Consider the following 16121-nt stretch of genomic DNA (forward strand, 5'->3'; position numbering starts at 1 on the left):
CGAAAGAGGGTGGAACACGTGGACCGCTGCGTCGTTCTGGTGGACGCCGGCTATCTGCTGGGCGCCGCCGCGAGCCTTCTCGCCGGGGAACCGGCCCGCTCCCGGATCACCGTCGACCACGCCGCTCTCATCCAGGGACTTCGGGAACGGGCCGAGGCCGACACCGAGCAGCCGCTGCTGCGCATCTACTGGTTCGACGGCGCTCCCGACCGGGTGCCCCAGCCCGAGCACCGCAGGCTCCGCGTGATGCCCCGGGTCACCGTCCGGCTCGGCGCCCTGACCCGCAGCGACGGCCGCTGGGCCCAGAAGGGCGTCGACGCGGCCATGCACGCCGAGCTCACCGAACTGGCCAGAAACCGCGCCTGCTCCGACGTGGTCCTCGTGACCGGCGACGGCGATCTGCTGCCCGGCCTGATGTCCGCCAAGGAACACGGCGTCGCCGTCCACCTCTGGGCCGTCCAGGCCGCCGACGGCGACTACAACCAGTCCGAGGACCTGGTCGCCGAGGCCGACGAGCGCCGGGTCCTCGACCGGGCCTGGATCACCCGGGCCGTCCGCGCCAAGGACCTCACCGGCGTCTGCGCGCCGCCGCCGGCCCCACGCCCCGAGATCGCCGCCATCCTCTCCGCCCCGCTGCCCGAGTCGGCGCTCGCCGCCTCCGCCGAGCGGGCCGCCGAGGCGGCAGCGGCGGCCGCCGCCGTACGGAACGGCAGCGCGGCACCCTCCACCCGCACCGCTTCGGGGTCCGACGCCTCCTCCGGATCCGCCCCGTCCCCGGGCTCCGACGGGGCCGGCGGGACCGGCCGGACGCCCGGGACCGGCGAGTCGGCCGACTCCTCCGGGAACGGATCGGGCACGGGCGCCCCCGCACCGGTCGGCGGCAAGGTCGTCCCCACCCCCAAGGACCTCGCGGGACTGCGCGGGCCCGCCGCCCCCACCCCCGCCGCGGTGCCCCAGCCGGCCGCCACCCTCCGCTGGTCCTCGGACAAGGGCTGGATCGAACGCCCCGGCGGCGGCACGCTCGGCGAGCCCGCCGAGACGGCGTCCCTGCCGACCCTCGCCCAGCTCACCAGCGCCGAGCAGCGCTGGGCCGACCGCGAGGAGGACATCACGACCGTGGGCGGCGACCCCTTCGAGGTCGGGCAGGTGTTCGCCCGCCGGTGGATGGAACGGCTCCCCGAGCAGAGCCACGTCCAGAAGCTCTCGACGATGTACCCGCGCATCCCGCACCGCATCGACGGCGAACTGCTCCGGTACGCGGCCAGGTTCGGCCTGCTCGCCCACAAGGACGACCAGATCGACGAGCACGACCGGTACGCGATCAGGGCCGGATTCTGGCGCGAGATCGACGTCCGGGCCGCCGCGGAACACGCCCCCGCGGGGGAGTAGGCCGCAGGACCCCGTAGGCTCATCCCTCGTGAGTACGGTGTGCGTGGTGCGGGATCTGGTCAAGACGTACCCCGCCGCGCGCGGCAGGCGCGGGGTGCCCGCGACCCCCGAGATCCGCGCCACGGACGGCATCAGCCTCGAGGTGCGCGGCGGCGAGATCTTCGGCCTGCTCGGCCCCAACGGCGCCGGCAAGTCCACCCTCGTGCGCCAGCTGACCGGACTGATGCGCCCCGACTCCGGCACGGTCGAGATGCTCGGCCACGACCTCGTACGCCATCCCGAGCGGGCCGCGCGGCTCCTCGCCCACCTCGGCCAGGAGTCCACCGCGCTCGACGAACTGACGGTCGCGCTCGCCGCCGAGACCACCGGCCGGCTGCGCGGACTCTCCGCCCGCGACGCGCGGGCCGAGCGGGACGCGGTCCTGGAGGAGCTGGGCCTCGGCGGCCTCGCCGGGCGCCCCCTGAAGAAGCTCTCCGGCGGACAGCGGCGACTGGCCTGCGTCGCCGCCGCACTCGTCGGCGAACGGCCGGTCCTGGTCCTCGACGAGCCCACCACCGGCATGGACCCGCTCGCCCGGCGGGCCGTCTGGTCCGCCGTCGACCGGCGGCGCGCCGAACACGGCACCACCGTGCTGCTGGTCACCCACAACGTGATCGAGGCCGAGACCGTACTGGACCGGGTCGCCGTCCTCGAACGCGGCCGGGTCATCGCCTGCGACACCCCCGCCGGCCTCAAGGAGCGCGTCGCCGGCGAGGTCCGGGTCGACCTGGTCTGGCGCGAGCGCCCGCCGCTGGAGGTCCCCGAGGTCGCCGCGCTGCGGGACCTGGCCCAGGAGTCCGGCCGGCGCTGGACCCTCCGGCTGGCCCCGGACGAGGCCCGGGCGGCCGTCGCGGCGGTCACGGGAGGGGCGGCGTTCGCGGCCCTGGACGACTTCACGCTGGCGACGCCGAGCCTGGAGGACGTGTATCTGGCGCTGGGCGGCGCGACCGAGGGACTGGTGAAGGCGTGAGGGACCACCGACCGATCCACCCGCGCCCGAGCCGGGTCTGCCTGAGCCCGAGCCGGGCCGGCCTGAGCCCGAGCCGGGCCGGCCTGAGCCCGAGTGTCCCGAGCCCGAGTGACAGGAGCAGTACGCAGTGAGCATCGTGCCCGCCGAGGCTCTGTCGACGGGGGCGCTCCCGGCCCAGGCGCGGGGCGACGAGGAGGGCGCCGCGCCCCTCGCCCCGCGCGCCCGGCTGCTGCCCGCCCTCGCCGCCGTCTACCGCGCGCAGCTCTCGCGCGCCCGGGTCTCCCGTATCCCGCTGCTCTTCGTGGCGACCTTCCAGTCCGTCGGGATCATGGTCCTGATGCGTGGGGTCGTCGACGGGGGGTCGGAGGCGCGGGCCGTCGTCGCCGGCTCGGCCGTCCTCGTCGTCGCCTTCGTCGCGCTCAACCTGCTCGCCCAGTACTTCGGGCAGCTGCGGGCGGGCGGCGGCCTGGACCACTACGCCACCCTGCCGGTGCCGCCCGCGGCCGTCGTGCTCGGCGCGGCCGGCGCGTACGCCTCCTTCACGGTGCCCGGGACGGTCGTGACGGCCGTCATCGGCTCCGTCCTCTTCGGGCTTCCACTCGGGAACCTGTGGATCCTCGCGGCCGTCGTCCCGCTCTCGGGCGCCGCGCTCGCGGGCCTCGGCGCGGCGCTCGGGCTGCTGGCGCCCCGCCAGGAGCTGGCCACGCTCCTCGGTCAGCTCGGCATGTCGGCGGCGCTGCTCCTCGGCGTGCTGCCGGCCGAGCGGCTGCCGGGGCCGATCGGCTGGGCGCGGGACCTGCTGCCGTCGACGTACGGGGTGGAGGCGCTGGCCCGGACCTTCGATCCGCACCCGGACTGGGCGGCGGTCGGCCTCGACCTCACGGTGTGCGCGGCGGTCGGGGTCGTGTCGCTCGCGGTGGCGACGTGGGCGTACCGGCGGGCGGCGGTCCGCTGAGGCGGCGGGTGGCCGCACCTGGCACGATGGCGGTGTGACCGCACCTCTGACACCGCCTCACCAGCCGCCGCCGCACGACTCCGACGGGTGGCCGGCGCCGTATCCTCCGCTGACCGAGTCCGACGGCGTGCCGAGCGCGGCGACGGAGCTGCGGCAGGCGGCCGTGGTGGCCGCCGTCTCGACGGTCGCCGGTGTGGGCCTGGGCCTGCTGTGGCTGTGGCTGGCGCCTCGGGTGCCGCTGATCTCGGACGGCAAGGCGGTGTTCCTGCGCCACAGCGAGGGTGAGGCGGCGATCGGGGCGGACGGCACGTTCGTGCTCCTCGCCCTCGGGTTCGGGGCGGTCGCGGCGGCCCTCGTCTTCCTCTTCCACCGGCACGGTGGCGTGGCCCTGGTGCTCGCCCTCGCGGGCGGCGGCGTCCTGGGATCGCTGCTGGGGTGGGGTGTGGGGACGTTCCTCGGCCCGACGCACGACGTGGTGGCGCACGCCAAGGCGGTGGGGCCGAACGTGGTCTTCGACGCGCCGCTGAAGCTGGAGATGTGGGCCGGGGCGATGCTGGTGTGGCCGATCGCGGCGACGATCGTTCACCTGGCGCTTACGGCCGTCTTCGGCCCCCGCGACCCGGAGCCGGACTGGCCCCCGGCGCCGCCGATGAGCCCGACGGGCTCCCTGCCCCAGCACTGACGGCCGCCCCCCGGAGGGAGGCGGCCGGGGGACACCGGCTATCCGCGGCCGATCGGGGCCAGGACCGCCGAGGTCAGGGCGGCCAGGTCCGAGGGCGACAGTTCGACTTCGAGGCCGCGGCGGCCCGCCGAGACGCAGATGGTCTCGTGGGTGGAGGCCGAGTCGTCCAGGACCGTGCGCAGGCGCTTGCGCTGGCCCAGCGGGGAGATGCCGCCGCGGACGTACCCGGTGGTGCGCTCGGCCGCCGCCGGGTCCGCCATCGCGGCGCGCTTGCCGCCGACCGCCGAGGCGAGCGCCTTCAGGTCGAGCTGGCCGGCGACCGGGACGACCGCGACGGTCAGTTCGCCGTCGACGTCCGCGACCAGGGTCTTGAAGACCCGGTCGGGCGACACGCCGAGCGCCTCCGCCGCCTCCTCGCCGTACGAGGCGGACGCCGGGTCGTGCTCGTACGCGTGGAGTGTGAACGGGGTCCCGGAGTCCGCGAGCGCCACCGTCGCCGGCGTGCCGCCCCCGGCTCCCTGCTTCTTCTGCTTCTTCGCCAACAGAACCCCTCCGTACCCCTCCGTACCGTTCTGTACCGCTCGTCAGTTCGGGCTCGTCGGCGCCCGCGTCAGATCCACCGCCGGAAGCGACGGAAGGTGCCGCAGCACGGCCGTCTCCGACCGCAGCAGCGTCAGTTCCTCCCGCAGCCGCGTCGCCGTGTCGGGCGCCTGCAGCAGCCGCTGCTTCGCCGGGGTGTCGAGCACGGCGGCCGCCGCCACCAGGTACGACACCACCGACGGGTCGTCCGGCAGCTCACTCGTCGTCAGCGACCGCTCCCGGGCGCCCGCCAGCCGCTTCTGGTAGTTCCGGAAGGCCCGCAGCACGCCCTCGGCGAGCGTGCCCGCCTCGTCGCCCTGCTCCTCCGGGATCTCCTCCACCTCGGCCACCAGGAACGGCCCGGTCGCGTCCACCGACAGCAGCTTCACCCGGTTCGTGCCGGTCACCATCACCTCGAAGCTGCCGTCCGGGCGCTCCCGGATCGACGCCGCGTCGGCGACGCAGCCGACCCGGTGGAAGGCCTGGATGGGATCGGAGCCGAACCCCGCGGCGGGCCCCTTCTCCGGCAGCGCCGTCGGGTCCGGCATGCCCGGAGCGGTCGGCGCGACCTCGCGGCCGTCGCGGATCGCGACGACGGCGAAGCGGCGCGGCTCCGACTCGTCGGTCTTGAGCAGCTCGCGCATCATGGCGCGATAACGCTCCTCGAAGACGTTCAGGGGCAGCACGAGGCCAGGGAACAGCACCGCGTTGAGCGGGAAGAGGGGCAGGCGAGCGGTGGTCACAGCGGTCAAGCGTAATGGCCGCCGGGACCGCGCCGTCCGGCCCGTCCGTACGCGACGCCCCGCCCGCCCCCGGGCCCGGCTCCGCGCAGCGGCATCGTCCGGGCCACTTCGGTCCGTACGCCCTCCCGCGCGTCCAGAAAACGCCGCAGCGGATCGGTGCCGACGAACGCCCACGGAAAGGACGTGGCGTACGGACCGATCCTGCGGAACTCCTCCAGCGCGTCCGGCCAGCGCCCGCGCCGGACCAGCACGCACACCAGCAGATTCCGGACCTCCGCCGGCCAGGGATCGCCCGCCGGATACTCCCGGGACAGCTCGATGCCCCGGTCCGCCGCCTCGTCGAACCGCTCCTCCTGCGGGGGCCCCGAGCCGGTGAGGAGCTGCGCGAAGGCCGCCCGTACGGGCAGGGCCTGGATCAGCGAGCCGGGCAGCGCGTCCTCGGCGGCCTGCTCGGCGAAGTCGAGGCATTCGCGGTGCGAGCCGTACCACTGGGCCGAGAGGTACTTCAGGGCGGCCACATGGCAGCCGTAGTGGTGCGGCGAGCGGCGGACGGCCTGCTCCCACAGCGACTCGAAGGCGGTGTGCGCGGCGTGGGTGCCGCGCGCGTGGTCCAGCGCGAGCCGCCAGGGCACCGGGTCGCGCGGCGACGCCTCGGCGGCGGCGTCGATCAGCGGCCCCAGCTCGCGCAGCCGCTCCGCGCGGGCCGGTGACTGCCAGGCCCTGCGCACCGCGAGCTCCGCCTTGACGAGGAGCGCGTCCGGGTCGCGGGGCGCGGCGGTCAGCCACCGGACCAGCCAGTCCTCACGGCTGTACGCGAACGTGGCCAGACGCGCCACGTACCGGTCCCGGTTCTCCCACTCCGCGGCGTCCCGGGTCGTCGCGAGCAGCTCCGCCGCCGGCCCGGGGTCGGCCAGGGCGGCCGCCACCAGCGCCGGGGCGAGCCGTTCGTCCGGCGCGTCGAGCAGCACGTCGTCGTCCGGCGGCATGGCGGCGGCGAGCCGCGGAGCGTGCCGGACCGTGCGGGCGGTCCCGATCAGGGCGCGGAGCAATGACATGGTGCGGACCATTGAAAACCGCAGGTGAGGGCGGCGCCAGTGGGTGACTGTGAAGCTTTGGTAGCGGCAGGAAAGTTGTCCTGCACGAGGTCAAGACAGGGTAAAGAAAGCGGTGGGGGCCGGCAGGATCCGACCCCCTCGCAACCCTCCCGTCACCCGCGCCGCAGCAGCCTCGACGCCCCCGCCGCCACCGTGGTCGCCAGCACCCACCCCAGGAGGATGAGCACCGTCGCGGCCCACTGCCACAGGCCCTCCAGCCGCCAGTAGCCGTCCTGGCCCAGGTTGATCACCGGCAGCAGCAGATCGAGCGCGTACAGCGTGGCGTTCCACCGGGGGGACTCCTCCGCCTTCAGCGGGACCGGGTCGTAGCGGGAGAAGGCCACCGCACCGGCCGCCCACAGCACCGCCATCCACAGCGCCGCCCGGCCCGGCCGGTAGCCGTACGCCACCGTCCAGTCCTGGAGATAGCCCCACAGCTTGCCCGCCACCGGCAGCGTCTCCCGGCGCCGCCGCTGCTTGGCGAGCAGCACCACCCGGGCGTCCGCGTCCTCCCCGCTGTTGCGCAGCACCGTCGCCAGCCGTTCGTACGGCTCCGGGGCGTACTCCGGGGTCGCCGCCGCCACCCACTCCAGGCGGCGGGCCAGCGGAAAGTGGCCGTACGGCACCAGGTTCTCGTAGACGAAGCCGTTCATGGACAGACCGCCCGGGCCCGGCCAGCTGGTGGAGAGGTCGATCAGCGTCACCACCTTCGCGCCGTTGAGCACCACCCGGCCCTCCTCGGGCGGTTCCCCGTTGAACCGCAGCTCCGGCGTCACGATCCGGCGCAGCGACACCTCCTCGCGCATCGCCCCGTTCAGCACGAACCGCGCGTAGTGCAGGTCCACCGCGTCACCGAACCGGCCGTCGTCGAGCCGCACCCCGCCGTGGCACTCCACCGGCTTGCGGCGCGCCCCACTCACCGGGGTGTACCCGATGCCGTACGGAGGCGTGGCCGTGGCGTTCCCCGACCCCTCGTACACCCACGCCGCGTTCAGATAGAGCGAGCGCTCCACCGTCAGCTGCGGCGCGTTCAACGCCCGGCGCTGCTGCGCGCCGCGCAGCACGCTGCCGCGCAGACTCAGCGACACCCCCACCTTCGCCCCGCGCAGACTCAGCTCCCCGTAGGCCTCGATCAGCTCGGCCTGGAGATCCTGCGCCACCACCAGACCGTCGGCCGTGATCGCCCGCCCCCGCCGGTCCGGCCAGACCTGGATCTGGTTGATCAGCAGATCCGTGCCGATCTGCGCGTCCGTCAGCCGGATGCCGCGGTCCACCCGGCAGCGCGGCAGATGCAGATCGCCCTGGGTGTGCAGCCGCGCCGCCTCCAGCCGGGGTATCGCGCACTCCACCATCCGCAGCGTCCCGAAGTGCGCCTCCGGCAGCACGATCTCCTGGTCGAAACGGCAGCGGTTCATCTCCACGTACGGCCCTATCGCCCCGCCCGCCAGGTTCAGCACCCCCGTGATCCGCACCCCGCGCAGCTTGAGCGCCGCGACCCGCCCGGCTTGCGGCGGCGGCCCGTCGAGCAGCAGCAGCCCCAGCACCTCGGCGCGCACACTGCGCTCGTCCCCCCACCGGTGCTGTCCGAACGGATCGTCCCGCGCCGCGTCCCCCTCGCTCAGATCACAGGTCCTGCCGATCCGGAACGCCCGCCACATGATCTGCTCCGGACCCGTGAGACCGTCCGGCATACCGTCCTCGTGCGGCTCGGTCACTGCCGCCCCCTCGCTTTCCACGAACCCGCTTCCCTGGATTCGTACAGCCGTTCTTCCCGCTGAGTGACGGACTGAACGCTAACGGTCAGGTGTGGCGACAAGACGCCACTGTGGCGCGTATCAGCCAGTGATACGGACGTCCGACGCTTGTGGGGCGTCTGCGAGAATTGACCCGTGATCTCTCGAATCGATCTGCGCGGCGACGCCCTCCCCGAGGGTGGCGCACTGCGCGACCTGCTGCCCCGTGCCGAGTTCGACGTGGAAGCCGCCCTGGAGAAGGTGCGGCCGATCTGCGAGGACGTGCGGCATCATGGCGCGGCCGCGGTGATCGACTACGGGGAGAAGTTCGACGGCGTACGCGTCGCCGACCTCCGGGTCCCCGCCGAGACGATCACCCGCGCCCTCGACGAGCTCGACCCGGCGATCCGGGCGGCCCTGGAGGAGTCCATCCGCCGCGCCAGGATGGTCCACCGCGAGCAGCGCCGCACCACCCACACGACCCAGGTCGTGCCCGGCGGCACGGTCACCGAGAAGTGGATCCCGGTCGAGCGGGTGGGGCTCTACGTCCCCGGCGGCCGCTCCGTCTACCCCTCGTCCGTCGTCATGAACGTCGTCCCGGCCCAGGAGGCCGGCGTCGAGGGCGTCGCCGTCGCGTCGCCGCCGCAGAAGGAGTTCGGCGGCCTGCCGCACCCGACGATCCTCGCCGCGTGCGCGCTGCTCGGCGTCGACGAGGTCTACGCCGCGGGCGGCGCCCAGGCCATCGCCATGTTCGCCTACGGCACCGAGGGGACCGAGGACGCGCCCGGCTGCGCCCCCGTCAACCTGGTCACCGGCCCCGGCAACATCTACGTCGCCGCCGCCAAGCGCCTCCTCAAGGGCCGCATCGGCATCGACGCGGAGGCGGGCCCCACCGAGATCGCGATCCTCGCGGACTCCACCGCCGACCCCGTCCATGTCGCCGCCGACCTCATCAGCCAGGCCGAGCACGACCCGATGGCCGCCGCCGTCCTCGTCACCGACTCCGAGGAACTGGCCGCCGCCACCGAGGCCGAGCTCAAGACGCAGGTCGCCGCCACCAAGCACATCGAGGACCGGATCGTCCCGGCGCTGGCCGGAAAGCAGTCCGCGATCGTCCTCGTCAGCGACCTGGAGGACGGCCTCAAGGTCGTCGACGCCTACGGCGCCGAGCACCTGGAGATCCAGACCGCCGACGCCGCCGCCCGCGCCGACCGGGTCCGCAACGCCGGCGCGATCTTCGTCGGCCCCTGGGCCCCGGTCTCCCTCGGCGACTACTGCGCGGGCTCGAACCACGTCCTGCCCACCGGCGGCTGCGCCTGCCACTCCTCGGGCCTGTCCGTGCAGTCCTTCCTGCGCGGCGTCCACATCGTGGACTACACCCGCGACGCGCTCGCCGACGTCACCCACCACGTGGTGACCCTCGCCGAGGCCGAGGACCTGCCCGCCCACGGCGCCGCGCTCAAGGCCCGGTTCGGATGGAAGGTGCCCGGCAAGTGACCTCGTACGACAAGGTCGGCATCGACGACCTCCCCATCCGCGACGAGCTGCGCGGCAAGTCCCCGTACGGCGCGCCTCAGCTCGACGTCCCCGTCCAGCTGAACACCAACGAGAACCCCTATCCGCTGCCCGAGCCCCTCGTGGCCCGGATCGCGGAGCGGGTCGCCGAGGCCGCCCGCGGCCTCAACCGTTACCCCGACCGGGACGCGATCGAGCTGCGTACCGAGCTCGCCCGCTACCTCACCCGTACCGGAAAGCACCCGGTCGCCGTCGAGAACGTCTGGGCCGCCAACGGCTCCAACGAAGTCCTCCAGCAGCTGCTGCAGACCTTCGGCGGCCCCGGCCGTACGGCCATCGGCTTCGAGCCCTCGTACTCGATGCACGGCCTCATCGCCCGCGGCACCGGCACCGGCTGGATCTCCGGCCCGCGCAACGCCGACTTCACCATCGACGTCGAGGCGGCCGAGCGGGCCATCGCCGAGCACCGTCCCGACGTCGTCTTCATCACCTCGCCGAACAACCCCACGGGCACCGCCGTCGAGGCCGAGACCGTGCTCGCGCTGTACGAAGCCGCCCAGGCCGCCAAGCCGTCCCTGGTGGTGGTGGACGAGGCGTACGTGGAATTCAGCCACCGCGACTCGCTGCTGCCGCTGATCGAGGGCCGGCCGAACCTGGTGGTCTCCCGCACCATGTCGAAGGCCTTCGGGGCCGCCGGGCTCCGCCTCGGCTACCTCGCCGCCCACCCCGCCGTGGTCGACGCCGTGCAGCTCGTACGCCTGCCGTACCACCTCTCCGCCGTCACCCAGGCCACCGCGCTCGCCGCCCTGGAGCACACCGATACGCTCCTCGGGTACGTCGAACAGCTCAAGGCCGAGCGGGACCGCCTGGTCACCGAGTTGCGGGCGATCGGCTACGAGGTCACCGAGTCCGACGCCAACTTCGTCCAGTTCGGGCACTTCGACGGAGCCGAAGGCTCCCGCGCGGCCTGGCGGAAGATCCTCGACCGGGGCGTCCTGGTCAGGGACAACGGCGTACCGGGCTGGCTGCGGGTCACCGCCGGCACCCCCGAAGAGAACGACGCGTTCCTCGATGCGGTACGCGCTTTGAAGAAGGAGCAGAGTTCATGAGCCGCGTAGGACGCGTCGAACGCACCACCAAGGAGACCTCCGTCGTCGTCGAGATCGACCTCGACGGAACCGGCAAGGTCGACGTCGCCACCGGAGTCGGCTTCTACGACCACATGCTCGACCAGCTCGGCCGCCACGGCCTGTTCGACCTCACGGTCAAGACCGACGGCGACCTGCACATCGACTCGCACCACACCATCGAGGACACCGCCCTCGCCCTCGGCGCCGCCTTCAAGCAGGCGCTCGGCGACAAGGTCGGCATCTACCGCTTCGGCAACTGCACCGTCCCGCTGGACGAGTCGCTCGCCCAGGTCACCGTCGACCTCTCCGGCCGCCCCTACCTGGTGCACACCGAGCCCGAGAACATGGCGCCGATGATCGGCTCCTACGACACGACGATGACCCGGCACATCTTCGAGTCCTTCGTCGCGCAGGCGCAGATCGCGCTCCACATCCACGTGCCGTACGGCCGCAACGCCCACCACATCGTGGAGTGCCAGTTCAAGGCGCTCGCCCGGGCCCTGCGCTATGCCTCCGAGCGCGACCCGCGCGCGGCCGGCATCCTGCCGTCCACGAAGGGCGCCCTGTAAACCCATGACCGGCCTCTCCACCGTCCTCATCGTCGTCGGGCTCTTCCTCGCCGGCGGTGTGTACTCCTTCTCCAAGCAGAAGCTGCCCAAGGGCGTGATCGCCGTCCTCGCCATCGCCTCCGTGATGTGCCTGGTCGCCGGCGTCCTGCGGATTCAGGGAATCTGGGAATGAGCGCTACCAAGCCGCAGAAGAAGGTCGTCGTCTTCGACTACGGATTCGGCAACGTCCGTTCCGCCGAGCGGGCCCTCGCCCACGTCGGCGCCGACGTCGAGATCACCCGCGACTACGACACCGCCATGAACGCCGACGGACTCCTCGTCCCCGGCGTCGGAGCCTTCTCCGCCTGCATGCAGGGGCTGAAGGCGGCCCGCGGCGAATGGATCGTCGACCGCCGCCTCTCCGGCGGCCGCCCCGTCATGGGCATCTGCGTCGGCATGCAGATCCTCTTCGCCCGTGGCATCGAACACGGCGTGGAGACCGAGGGCCTCGACGAATGGCCCGGTACGGTCGAGCCGCTGAAGGCCCCGATCGTGCCCCACATGGGCTGGAACACGGTCGACGCGCCTCAGGACAGCGAGCTGTTCGCGGGGCTCGACGCCGACGCCCGGTTCTACTTCGTGCACTCCTACGCGGTGCGCGAGTGGACCTTGGAGGTCGGCAACCCCAAGATCCGCGCCCCCAAGGTCACCTGGGCCACCCACGGCGAACCGTTCGTCGCCGCCGTCGAGAACGGCGCCCTGTGGGCGACCCAGTTCCACCCCGAGAAGTCCGGCGACGCCGGCGCCCAGCTCCTCACCAACTGGATCGAGACCCTCTGATCATGGCTCAGAAGCTTGAACTCCTCCCCGCCGTCGACGTCCGCGACGGCCAGGCCGTCCGCCTCGTGCACGGCGAGTCCGGTACGGAGACCTCCTACGGCTCCCCGCTGGAGGCGGCCCTCGCCTGGCAGCGCTCCGGCGCCGAGTGGCTGCACCTGGTCGACCTCGACGCCGCCTTCGGCACCGGGGACAACCGGGAGCTGATCGCCGAGGTCGCCCGCGCCATGGACATCAAGGTCGAGCTGTCCGGCGGCATCCGCGACGACGCCTCGCTCGCCGCCGCCCTCGCCACCGGCTGCACCCGCGTCAACCTGGGCACCGCCGCGCTGGAGACCCCCGAGTGGGTCGCCAAGGTCATCGCCGAGCACGGCGACAAGATCGCCGTCGGCTTGGACGTGCGCGGCACGACCCTGCGCGGCCGTGGCTGGACCCGCGACGGCGGCGACCTGTACGAGACGCTGGCCCGCCTCGACTCCGAGGGCTGCGCCCGCTATGTCGTCACCGACATCGCCAAGGACGGCACGCTCCAGGGCCCCAACCTGGAGCTCCTGAAGAACGTCTGCGCCGTCACCGACAAGCCCGTCGTCGCCTCCGGCGGCGTGTCGTCCCTGGACGACCTGCGCGCGCTGTCCGGGCTCGTCCCCGAGGGCGTCGAGGGCGCGATCGTCGGAAAGGCGCTGTACGCCAAGGCGTTCACCCTGGAAGAGGCGCTGGAGGCGGTGGCTTCCGTATGACCGACTCCGGACGTGACTCCGTACGCAAGGTGGTGACCGGCGCTCCGTGGGAGGAGCAGTTCGGCTACTCCCGCGCGGTGGAGCTGCCGAACGGTCTGGTCCTGGTCTCCGGCTGCACCTCCATCGTCGACGGCCAGATCGCCGGCGGAGGCCCCTACGAGCAGGCCGTCAACGCCTTCAACGTGGCCTTCGCCGCGCTGAAGCAGCTCGGCCTGGGCGCGGAGCACGTCGTACGCACCCGGATGTACATCACGCACGCCCGGGACGTGGACGAGGTCGGCCGCGCCCACAAGGAGCTGTTCGACGTGGTCCGCCCGGCCGCGTCGATGATCATCGTCTCCGGGTTCGTGGACCCGAGCCTGGTCGTCGAGGTCGAGGTCGAGGCGTACCGGGGCGGTGAGTCGGCATGAGTCTCGCCGTACGCGTGATCCCCTGCCTGGACGTGGACAACGGCCGGGTCGTCAAGGGCGTCAACTTCCAGAACCTGCGGGACGCCGGTGACCCGGTGGAGATGGCGAAGCTGTACGACGCCGAGGGCGCCGACGAGCTGACCTTCCTCGACATCACCGCCTCCTCCGGCAACCGGGAGACCACCTACGACGTGGTGCGCCGCACCGCCGAGCAGGTCTTCATCCCGCTCACGGTCGGCGGCGGCGTCCGGGCGGCGGAGGACGTCGACAAGCTGCTGCGCGCGGGCGCGGACAAGGTGGGCGTCAACACGGCCGCCATCGCCAGGCCCGAGCTGATCCGCGAGATCGCGGAGCGCTTCGGCCGCCAGGTGCTCGTGCTGTCCGTGGACGCCCGGCGTACGGCCTCCGGCTCCTTCGAGGTGACGACGCACGGCGGCCGCAAGGGCACCGGCATCGACGCCGTCGAGTGGGCCCACCGGGCCGCCGAGCTGGGCGCGGGCGAGATCCTGCTCAACTCGATGGACGCGGACGGCACGAAGGACGGCTACGACACCGAGATGATCGCGGCCGTGCGCAAGCACGTGACCGTGCCGGTGATCGCGAGCGGCGGTGCGGGCAGGCTCTCCGACTTCCCGCCGGCCATCGCGGCGGGCGCGGACGCGGTGCTCGCCGCCTCCGTCTTCCACTTCGGCGACCTGCGGATCTCCCAGGTCAAGGACGCGCTGCGGGAAGCGGGCCACCCGGTCCGCTGAACGCGCGCACAAGGGCCCCCGCTGGGGGCCCTTTCCCTTGGCCAGATGCGCAGGATTATTTGCGCAAAATATATTGCGCAAGTTTTCCTGCGTATCTAGGGTCGTGGCATGCCCACACCGGACAGCCACCGCAGGATCACCGACCTCGGCACCCTCAAGGCCATCTCGCACCCGCTGCGGATGCGCCTCTACCGCGCCCTCTTCGTGGCCCGCACCGCCACGGCCTCCCAGCTCGCCGACCAGGTCGACGAAGCCGTCTCACTCGTCAGCTACCACCTGCGCAAGCTCGCCGACGGCGGGCTCGTCGAGGAGGCGCCCGCCCAGTCCGCCGACGGCCGCGAGCGCTGGTGGCAGCCCAGCTCCTACGGCTTCAGCATCCACGAGGAGGACATCCGCGACACCCCCGAACTCGTCGCCGCGAGCGCCGCCTTCGGCCGCACCCTCGACGAACAGCGCACCGCCATGCACCGCCGCTTTCTCGACGAACGCCTCAGCTGGTCCACCGAGTGGCGCTCCGCGTCGATCAGCTCCGAGTGGCTGCCCCGCCTCACCGCGGCCGAGCTGGCCGCTCTCGGTGAGGAGCTGGAGGCCGTCCTGCGGAAGCACGACGAGCGGGCCCGCGCCGCCGAGGCGGCCGGTGACACGGAAGGCCGCGAGAACGTCGCCCTCCACATCCACGGCTTCCCCTACCGCTCATGAGCGTCCGCCACGGCTTCCCCCGCAGCTCATGAGCGTCCTGACGCCCACTGCGGCGACCGCCCGGCCCGCCCACCGGGACCCCCACGTACGGCGCTGGCTCGGCGCCTACACCGCCTCCACGCTCGGCGACAGCGTCTACCACCTGGCCCTCTCCTGGGCGGCCGTGCGGGGCGGCACCCCCGCCGAGGCCGGGCTCGTCCTGGCCGTCAGCGCCGTACCGCGCGCCCTCCTCATGCTCGGCGGAGGAGTCGTCGCCGACCGTTTCGGCCCCCGCCGGGTCGTCCTCGTCTCCGACACCGTCCGCTGCCTCGTCGTCCTCGGTGTGGCGGCCCTCCTCCTCCTGACCTCGCCCACCCTCTGGGTCCTCGCCGCGGTCGCCCTCGTCTTCGGCGTGGTCGACGCCCTCTTCATGCCCGCCGTCGGGGCCCTGCCGCCCCGGATCGCCCCGCACGACCAGCTCGCCCGCGTCCAGGGCATGCGCGGCCTCGCCTACCGCGCCGGCCTCGTCCTCGGCGCCCCGCTCGGCGGCCTCGCCGTCGCCCTCGGCGGGCCGGCGGCGGCGTTCGGGGCGGCCGGACTCCTCTTCGCGATCTCCCTGCCGCTGCTCCTCACGCTCCGGATCACCCCGCTGCCCGGCGACACGCGGTCCCGCGACCGCACCGCCCTGCGCGACCTCGCCGACGGCCTGCGCCACATCCGCCGCCACCGGGTCCTCGGACCCCTGATGATCGTCGTCGCCCTCAGCGACCTCGGCTTCGTCGGCCCCCTCAACGTCGGCCTCGCGCTCCTCTCCGACACGCGCGGGTGGGGCGCCGCCGGCATCGGCTGGATCCTCGCCGGTTTCGGGACCGGAGCCGCAGCGGCGTCCCTGCTCCTGACCGTCCGGGGCCGGATACCGCGCGCCGGAGCCGTCATGGGGTGGACCATCACCCTCGGCGCGGGCTCGATCGCCGCCCTCGCGTACATACCGCTGCTGCCCCTGGCCGTAGCCGTGTCGCTCTCCGTCGGCCTGCTCGCCGGCCTCAGTGGCGCCCTGTGCGGCGCGCTCACCCAGACGGAGTGCGACCCCGCCTACCTCGGCCGGGTGACGGCCGTGTCCACCTTCCTCAGCCTGGGCATCGCCCCGCTGACCTTCCCCCTCACCGGCGCCGCGGTGGGCGTGTGGGGCCTGGGCCCGGTGTACGTCGCCAGCGCCGCGATCTGCGCGCTCGCCGGCGTGTACGCCCTCTCCACAGGCGCCTTGCGGCGCGCGGAACTGCCCCGCACGGCACCGACGGCGACGCGTGGGGCGCGGGGGGCACCGTAAGCC

18 protein-coding genes are annotated in these 16121 nt (G+C 73.3%); 14 read left to right on the plus strand and 4 right to left on the minus strand.

The window, feature by feature from the left end; translation table 11 throughout:
- Positions 1–9: 9 nt before the first annotated feature.
- From ACF06X_RS04575 to ACF06X_RS04590, 4 genes are all read left to right on the plus strand, one after another.
- Positions 10–1389: an NYN domain-containing protein gene (locus tag ACF06X_RS04575; protein WP_392285670.1), complete on the plus strand. Its 1380-nt coding sequence runs from the start codon at positions 10–12 to the stop codon at positions 1387–1389.
- A gap of 37 nt (positions 1390–1426) precedes the next feature.
- Complete coding sequence (locus ACF06X_RS04580; protein WP_392285978.1) at positions 1427–2398, plus strand: ABC transporter ATP-binding protein; 972 nt, start codon at positions 1427–1429, stop codon at positions 2396–2398.
- Between the two features lie 127 nt (positions 2399–2525).
- Positions 2526–3353: an ABC transporter permease gene (locus ACF06X_RS04585; RefSeq protein WP_392285671.1), complete on the plus strand. Its 828-nt coding sequence runs from the start codon at positions 2526–2528 to the stop codon at positions 3351–3353.
- 34 nt (positions 3354–3387) lie between these two features.
- Positions 3388–4035: a DUF2567 domain-containing protein gene (locus ACF06X_RS04590; RefSeq protein WP_392285672.1), complete on the plus strand. Its 648-nt coding sequence runs from the start codon at positions 3388–3390 to the stop codon at positions 4033–4035.
- Positions 4036–4073: 38 nt separating this feature from the next.
- Here the strand turns inward: ACF06X_RS04590 and ybaK are convergent, their stop codons facing one another.
- From ybaK to ACF06X_RS04610, 4 genes are all read right to left on the minus strand, one after another.
- Positions 4074–4577, minus strand: coding sequence for a Cys-tRNA(Pro) deacylase (gene ybaK / locus ACF06X_RS04595; RefSeq protein WP_392285673.1), 504 nt, complete (start codon positions 4575–4577; stop codon positions 4074–4076).
- A 42-nt stretch (positions 4578–4619) separates the two neighbouring features.
- Entirely contained in the window at positions 4620–5357 is a 738-nt protein-coding gene (locus ACF06X_RS04600; protein ID WP_392285674.1) for an LON peptidase substrate-binding domain-containing protein, read from the minus strand.
- Positions 5358–5362: 5 nt separating this feature from the next.
- Entirely contained in the window at positions 5363–6424 is a 1062-nt protein-coding gene (locus ACF06X_RS04605; protein WP_392285675.1) for a hypothetical protein, read from the minus strand.
- A gap of 140 nt (positions 6425–6564) precedes the next feature.
- A complete protein-coding gene (locus ACF06X_RS04610; protein ID WP_392285676.1) occupies positions 6565–8166 on the minus strand; it encodes an oxidoreductase in 1602 nt (533 codons plus the stop codon).
- Positions 8167–8340: 174 nt separating this feature from the next.
- On the opposite strand from ACF06X_RS04610, the gene hisD reads away from it, so the two are divergent.
- The 10 genes from hisD (at position 8341) to ACF06X_RS04660 (ending at position 16118) form a co-directional block, all read left to right on the plus strand.
- Positions 8341–9681, plus strand: coding sequence for a histidinol dehydrogenase (gene hisD / locus ACF06X_RS04615; protein WP_392285677.1), 1341 nt, complete (start codon positions 8341–8343; stop codon positions 9679–9681).
- Positions 9678–10808, plus strand: coding sequence for a histidinol-phosphate transaminase (locus ACF06X_RS04620; RefSeq protein WP_392285678.1), 1131 nt, complete (start codon positions 9678–9680; stop codon positions 10806–10808). Before hisD ends, ACF06X_RS04620 begins: the two co-directional genes overlap by 4 nt.
- On the plus strand, positions 10805–11398 hold the full coding sequence (gene hisB / locus ACF06X_RS04625) for an imidazoleglycerol-phosphate dehydratase HisB (protein ID WP_158986436.1): 594 nt from the start codon (positions 10805–10807) through the stop codon (positions 11396–11398). Before ACF06X_RS04620 ends, hisB begins: the two co-directional genes overlap by 4 nt.
- 4 nt (positions 11399–11402) lie before the next feature.
- Complete coding sequence (locus tag ACF06X_RS04630; RefSeq protein WP_392285679.1) at positions 11403–11570, plus strand: hypothetical protein; 168 nt, start codon at positions 11403–11405, stop codon at positions 11568–11570.
- Positions 11567–12217, plus strand: coding sequence for an imidazole glycerol phosphate synthase subunit HisH (hisH, locus tag ACF06X_RS04635; RefSeq protein WP_392285680.1), 651 nt, complete (start codon positions 11567–11569; stop codon positions 12215–12217). Before ACF06X_RS04630 ends, hisH begins: the two co-directional genes overlap by 4 nt.
- A gap of 2 nt (positions 12218–12219) precedes the next feature.
- Positions 12220–12951 (plus strand): bifunctional 1-(5-phosphoribosyl)-5-((5-phosphoribosylamino)methylideneamino)imidazole-4-carboxamide isomerase/phosphoribosylanthranilate isomerase PriA, encoded by a 732-nt coding sequence (gene priA, locus ACF06X_RS04640; RefSeq protein ID WP_392285681.1) that lies wholly within the window; start codon positions 12220–12222, stop codon positions 12949–12951.
- Positions 12948–13361: a RidA family protein gene (locus ACF06X_RS04645; protein WP_392285682.1), complete on the plus strand. Its 414-nt coding sequence runs from the start codon at positions 12948–12950 to the stop codon at positions 13359–13361. The genes priA and ACF06X_RS04645 overlap by 4 nt, the downstream gene beginning before the upstream one ends.
- A complete protein-coding gene (gene hisF / locus ACF06X_RS04650) occupies positions 13358–14113 on the plus strand; it encodes an imidazole glycerol phosphate synthase subunit HisF (protein WP_392285683.1) in 756 nt (251 codons plus the stop codon). The genes ACF06X_RS04645 and hisF overlap by 4 nt, the downstream gene beginning before the upstream one ends.
- 108 nt (positions 14114–14221) lie before the next feature.
- Complete coding sequence (locus ACF06X_RS04655; protein ID WP_392285684.1) at positions 14222–14812, plus strand: helix-turn-helix domain-containing protein; 591 nt, start codon at positions 14222–14224, stop codon at positions 14810–14812.
- A gap of 28 nt (positions 14813–14840) precedes the next feature.
- Positions 14841–16118, plus strand: a complete 1278-nt coding sequence (locus tag ACF06X_RS04660; protein ID WP_392285685.1) for an MFS transporter — start codon at positions 14841–14843, stop codon at positions 16116–16118.
- Positions 16119–16121 lie beyond the last annotated feature (3 nt).

The organism is Streptomyces sp. NPDC015346, assembly GCF_043078785.1.
Lineage (GTDB): Bacteria > Actinomycetota > Actinomycetes > Streptomycetales > Streptomycetaceae > Streptomyces.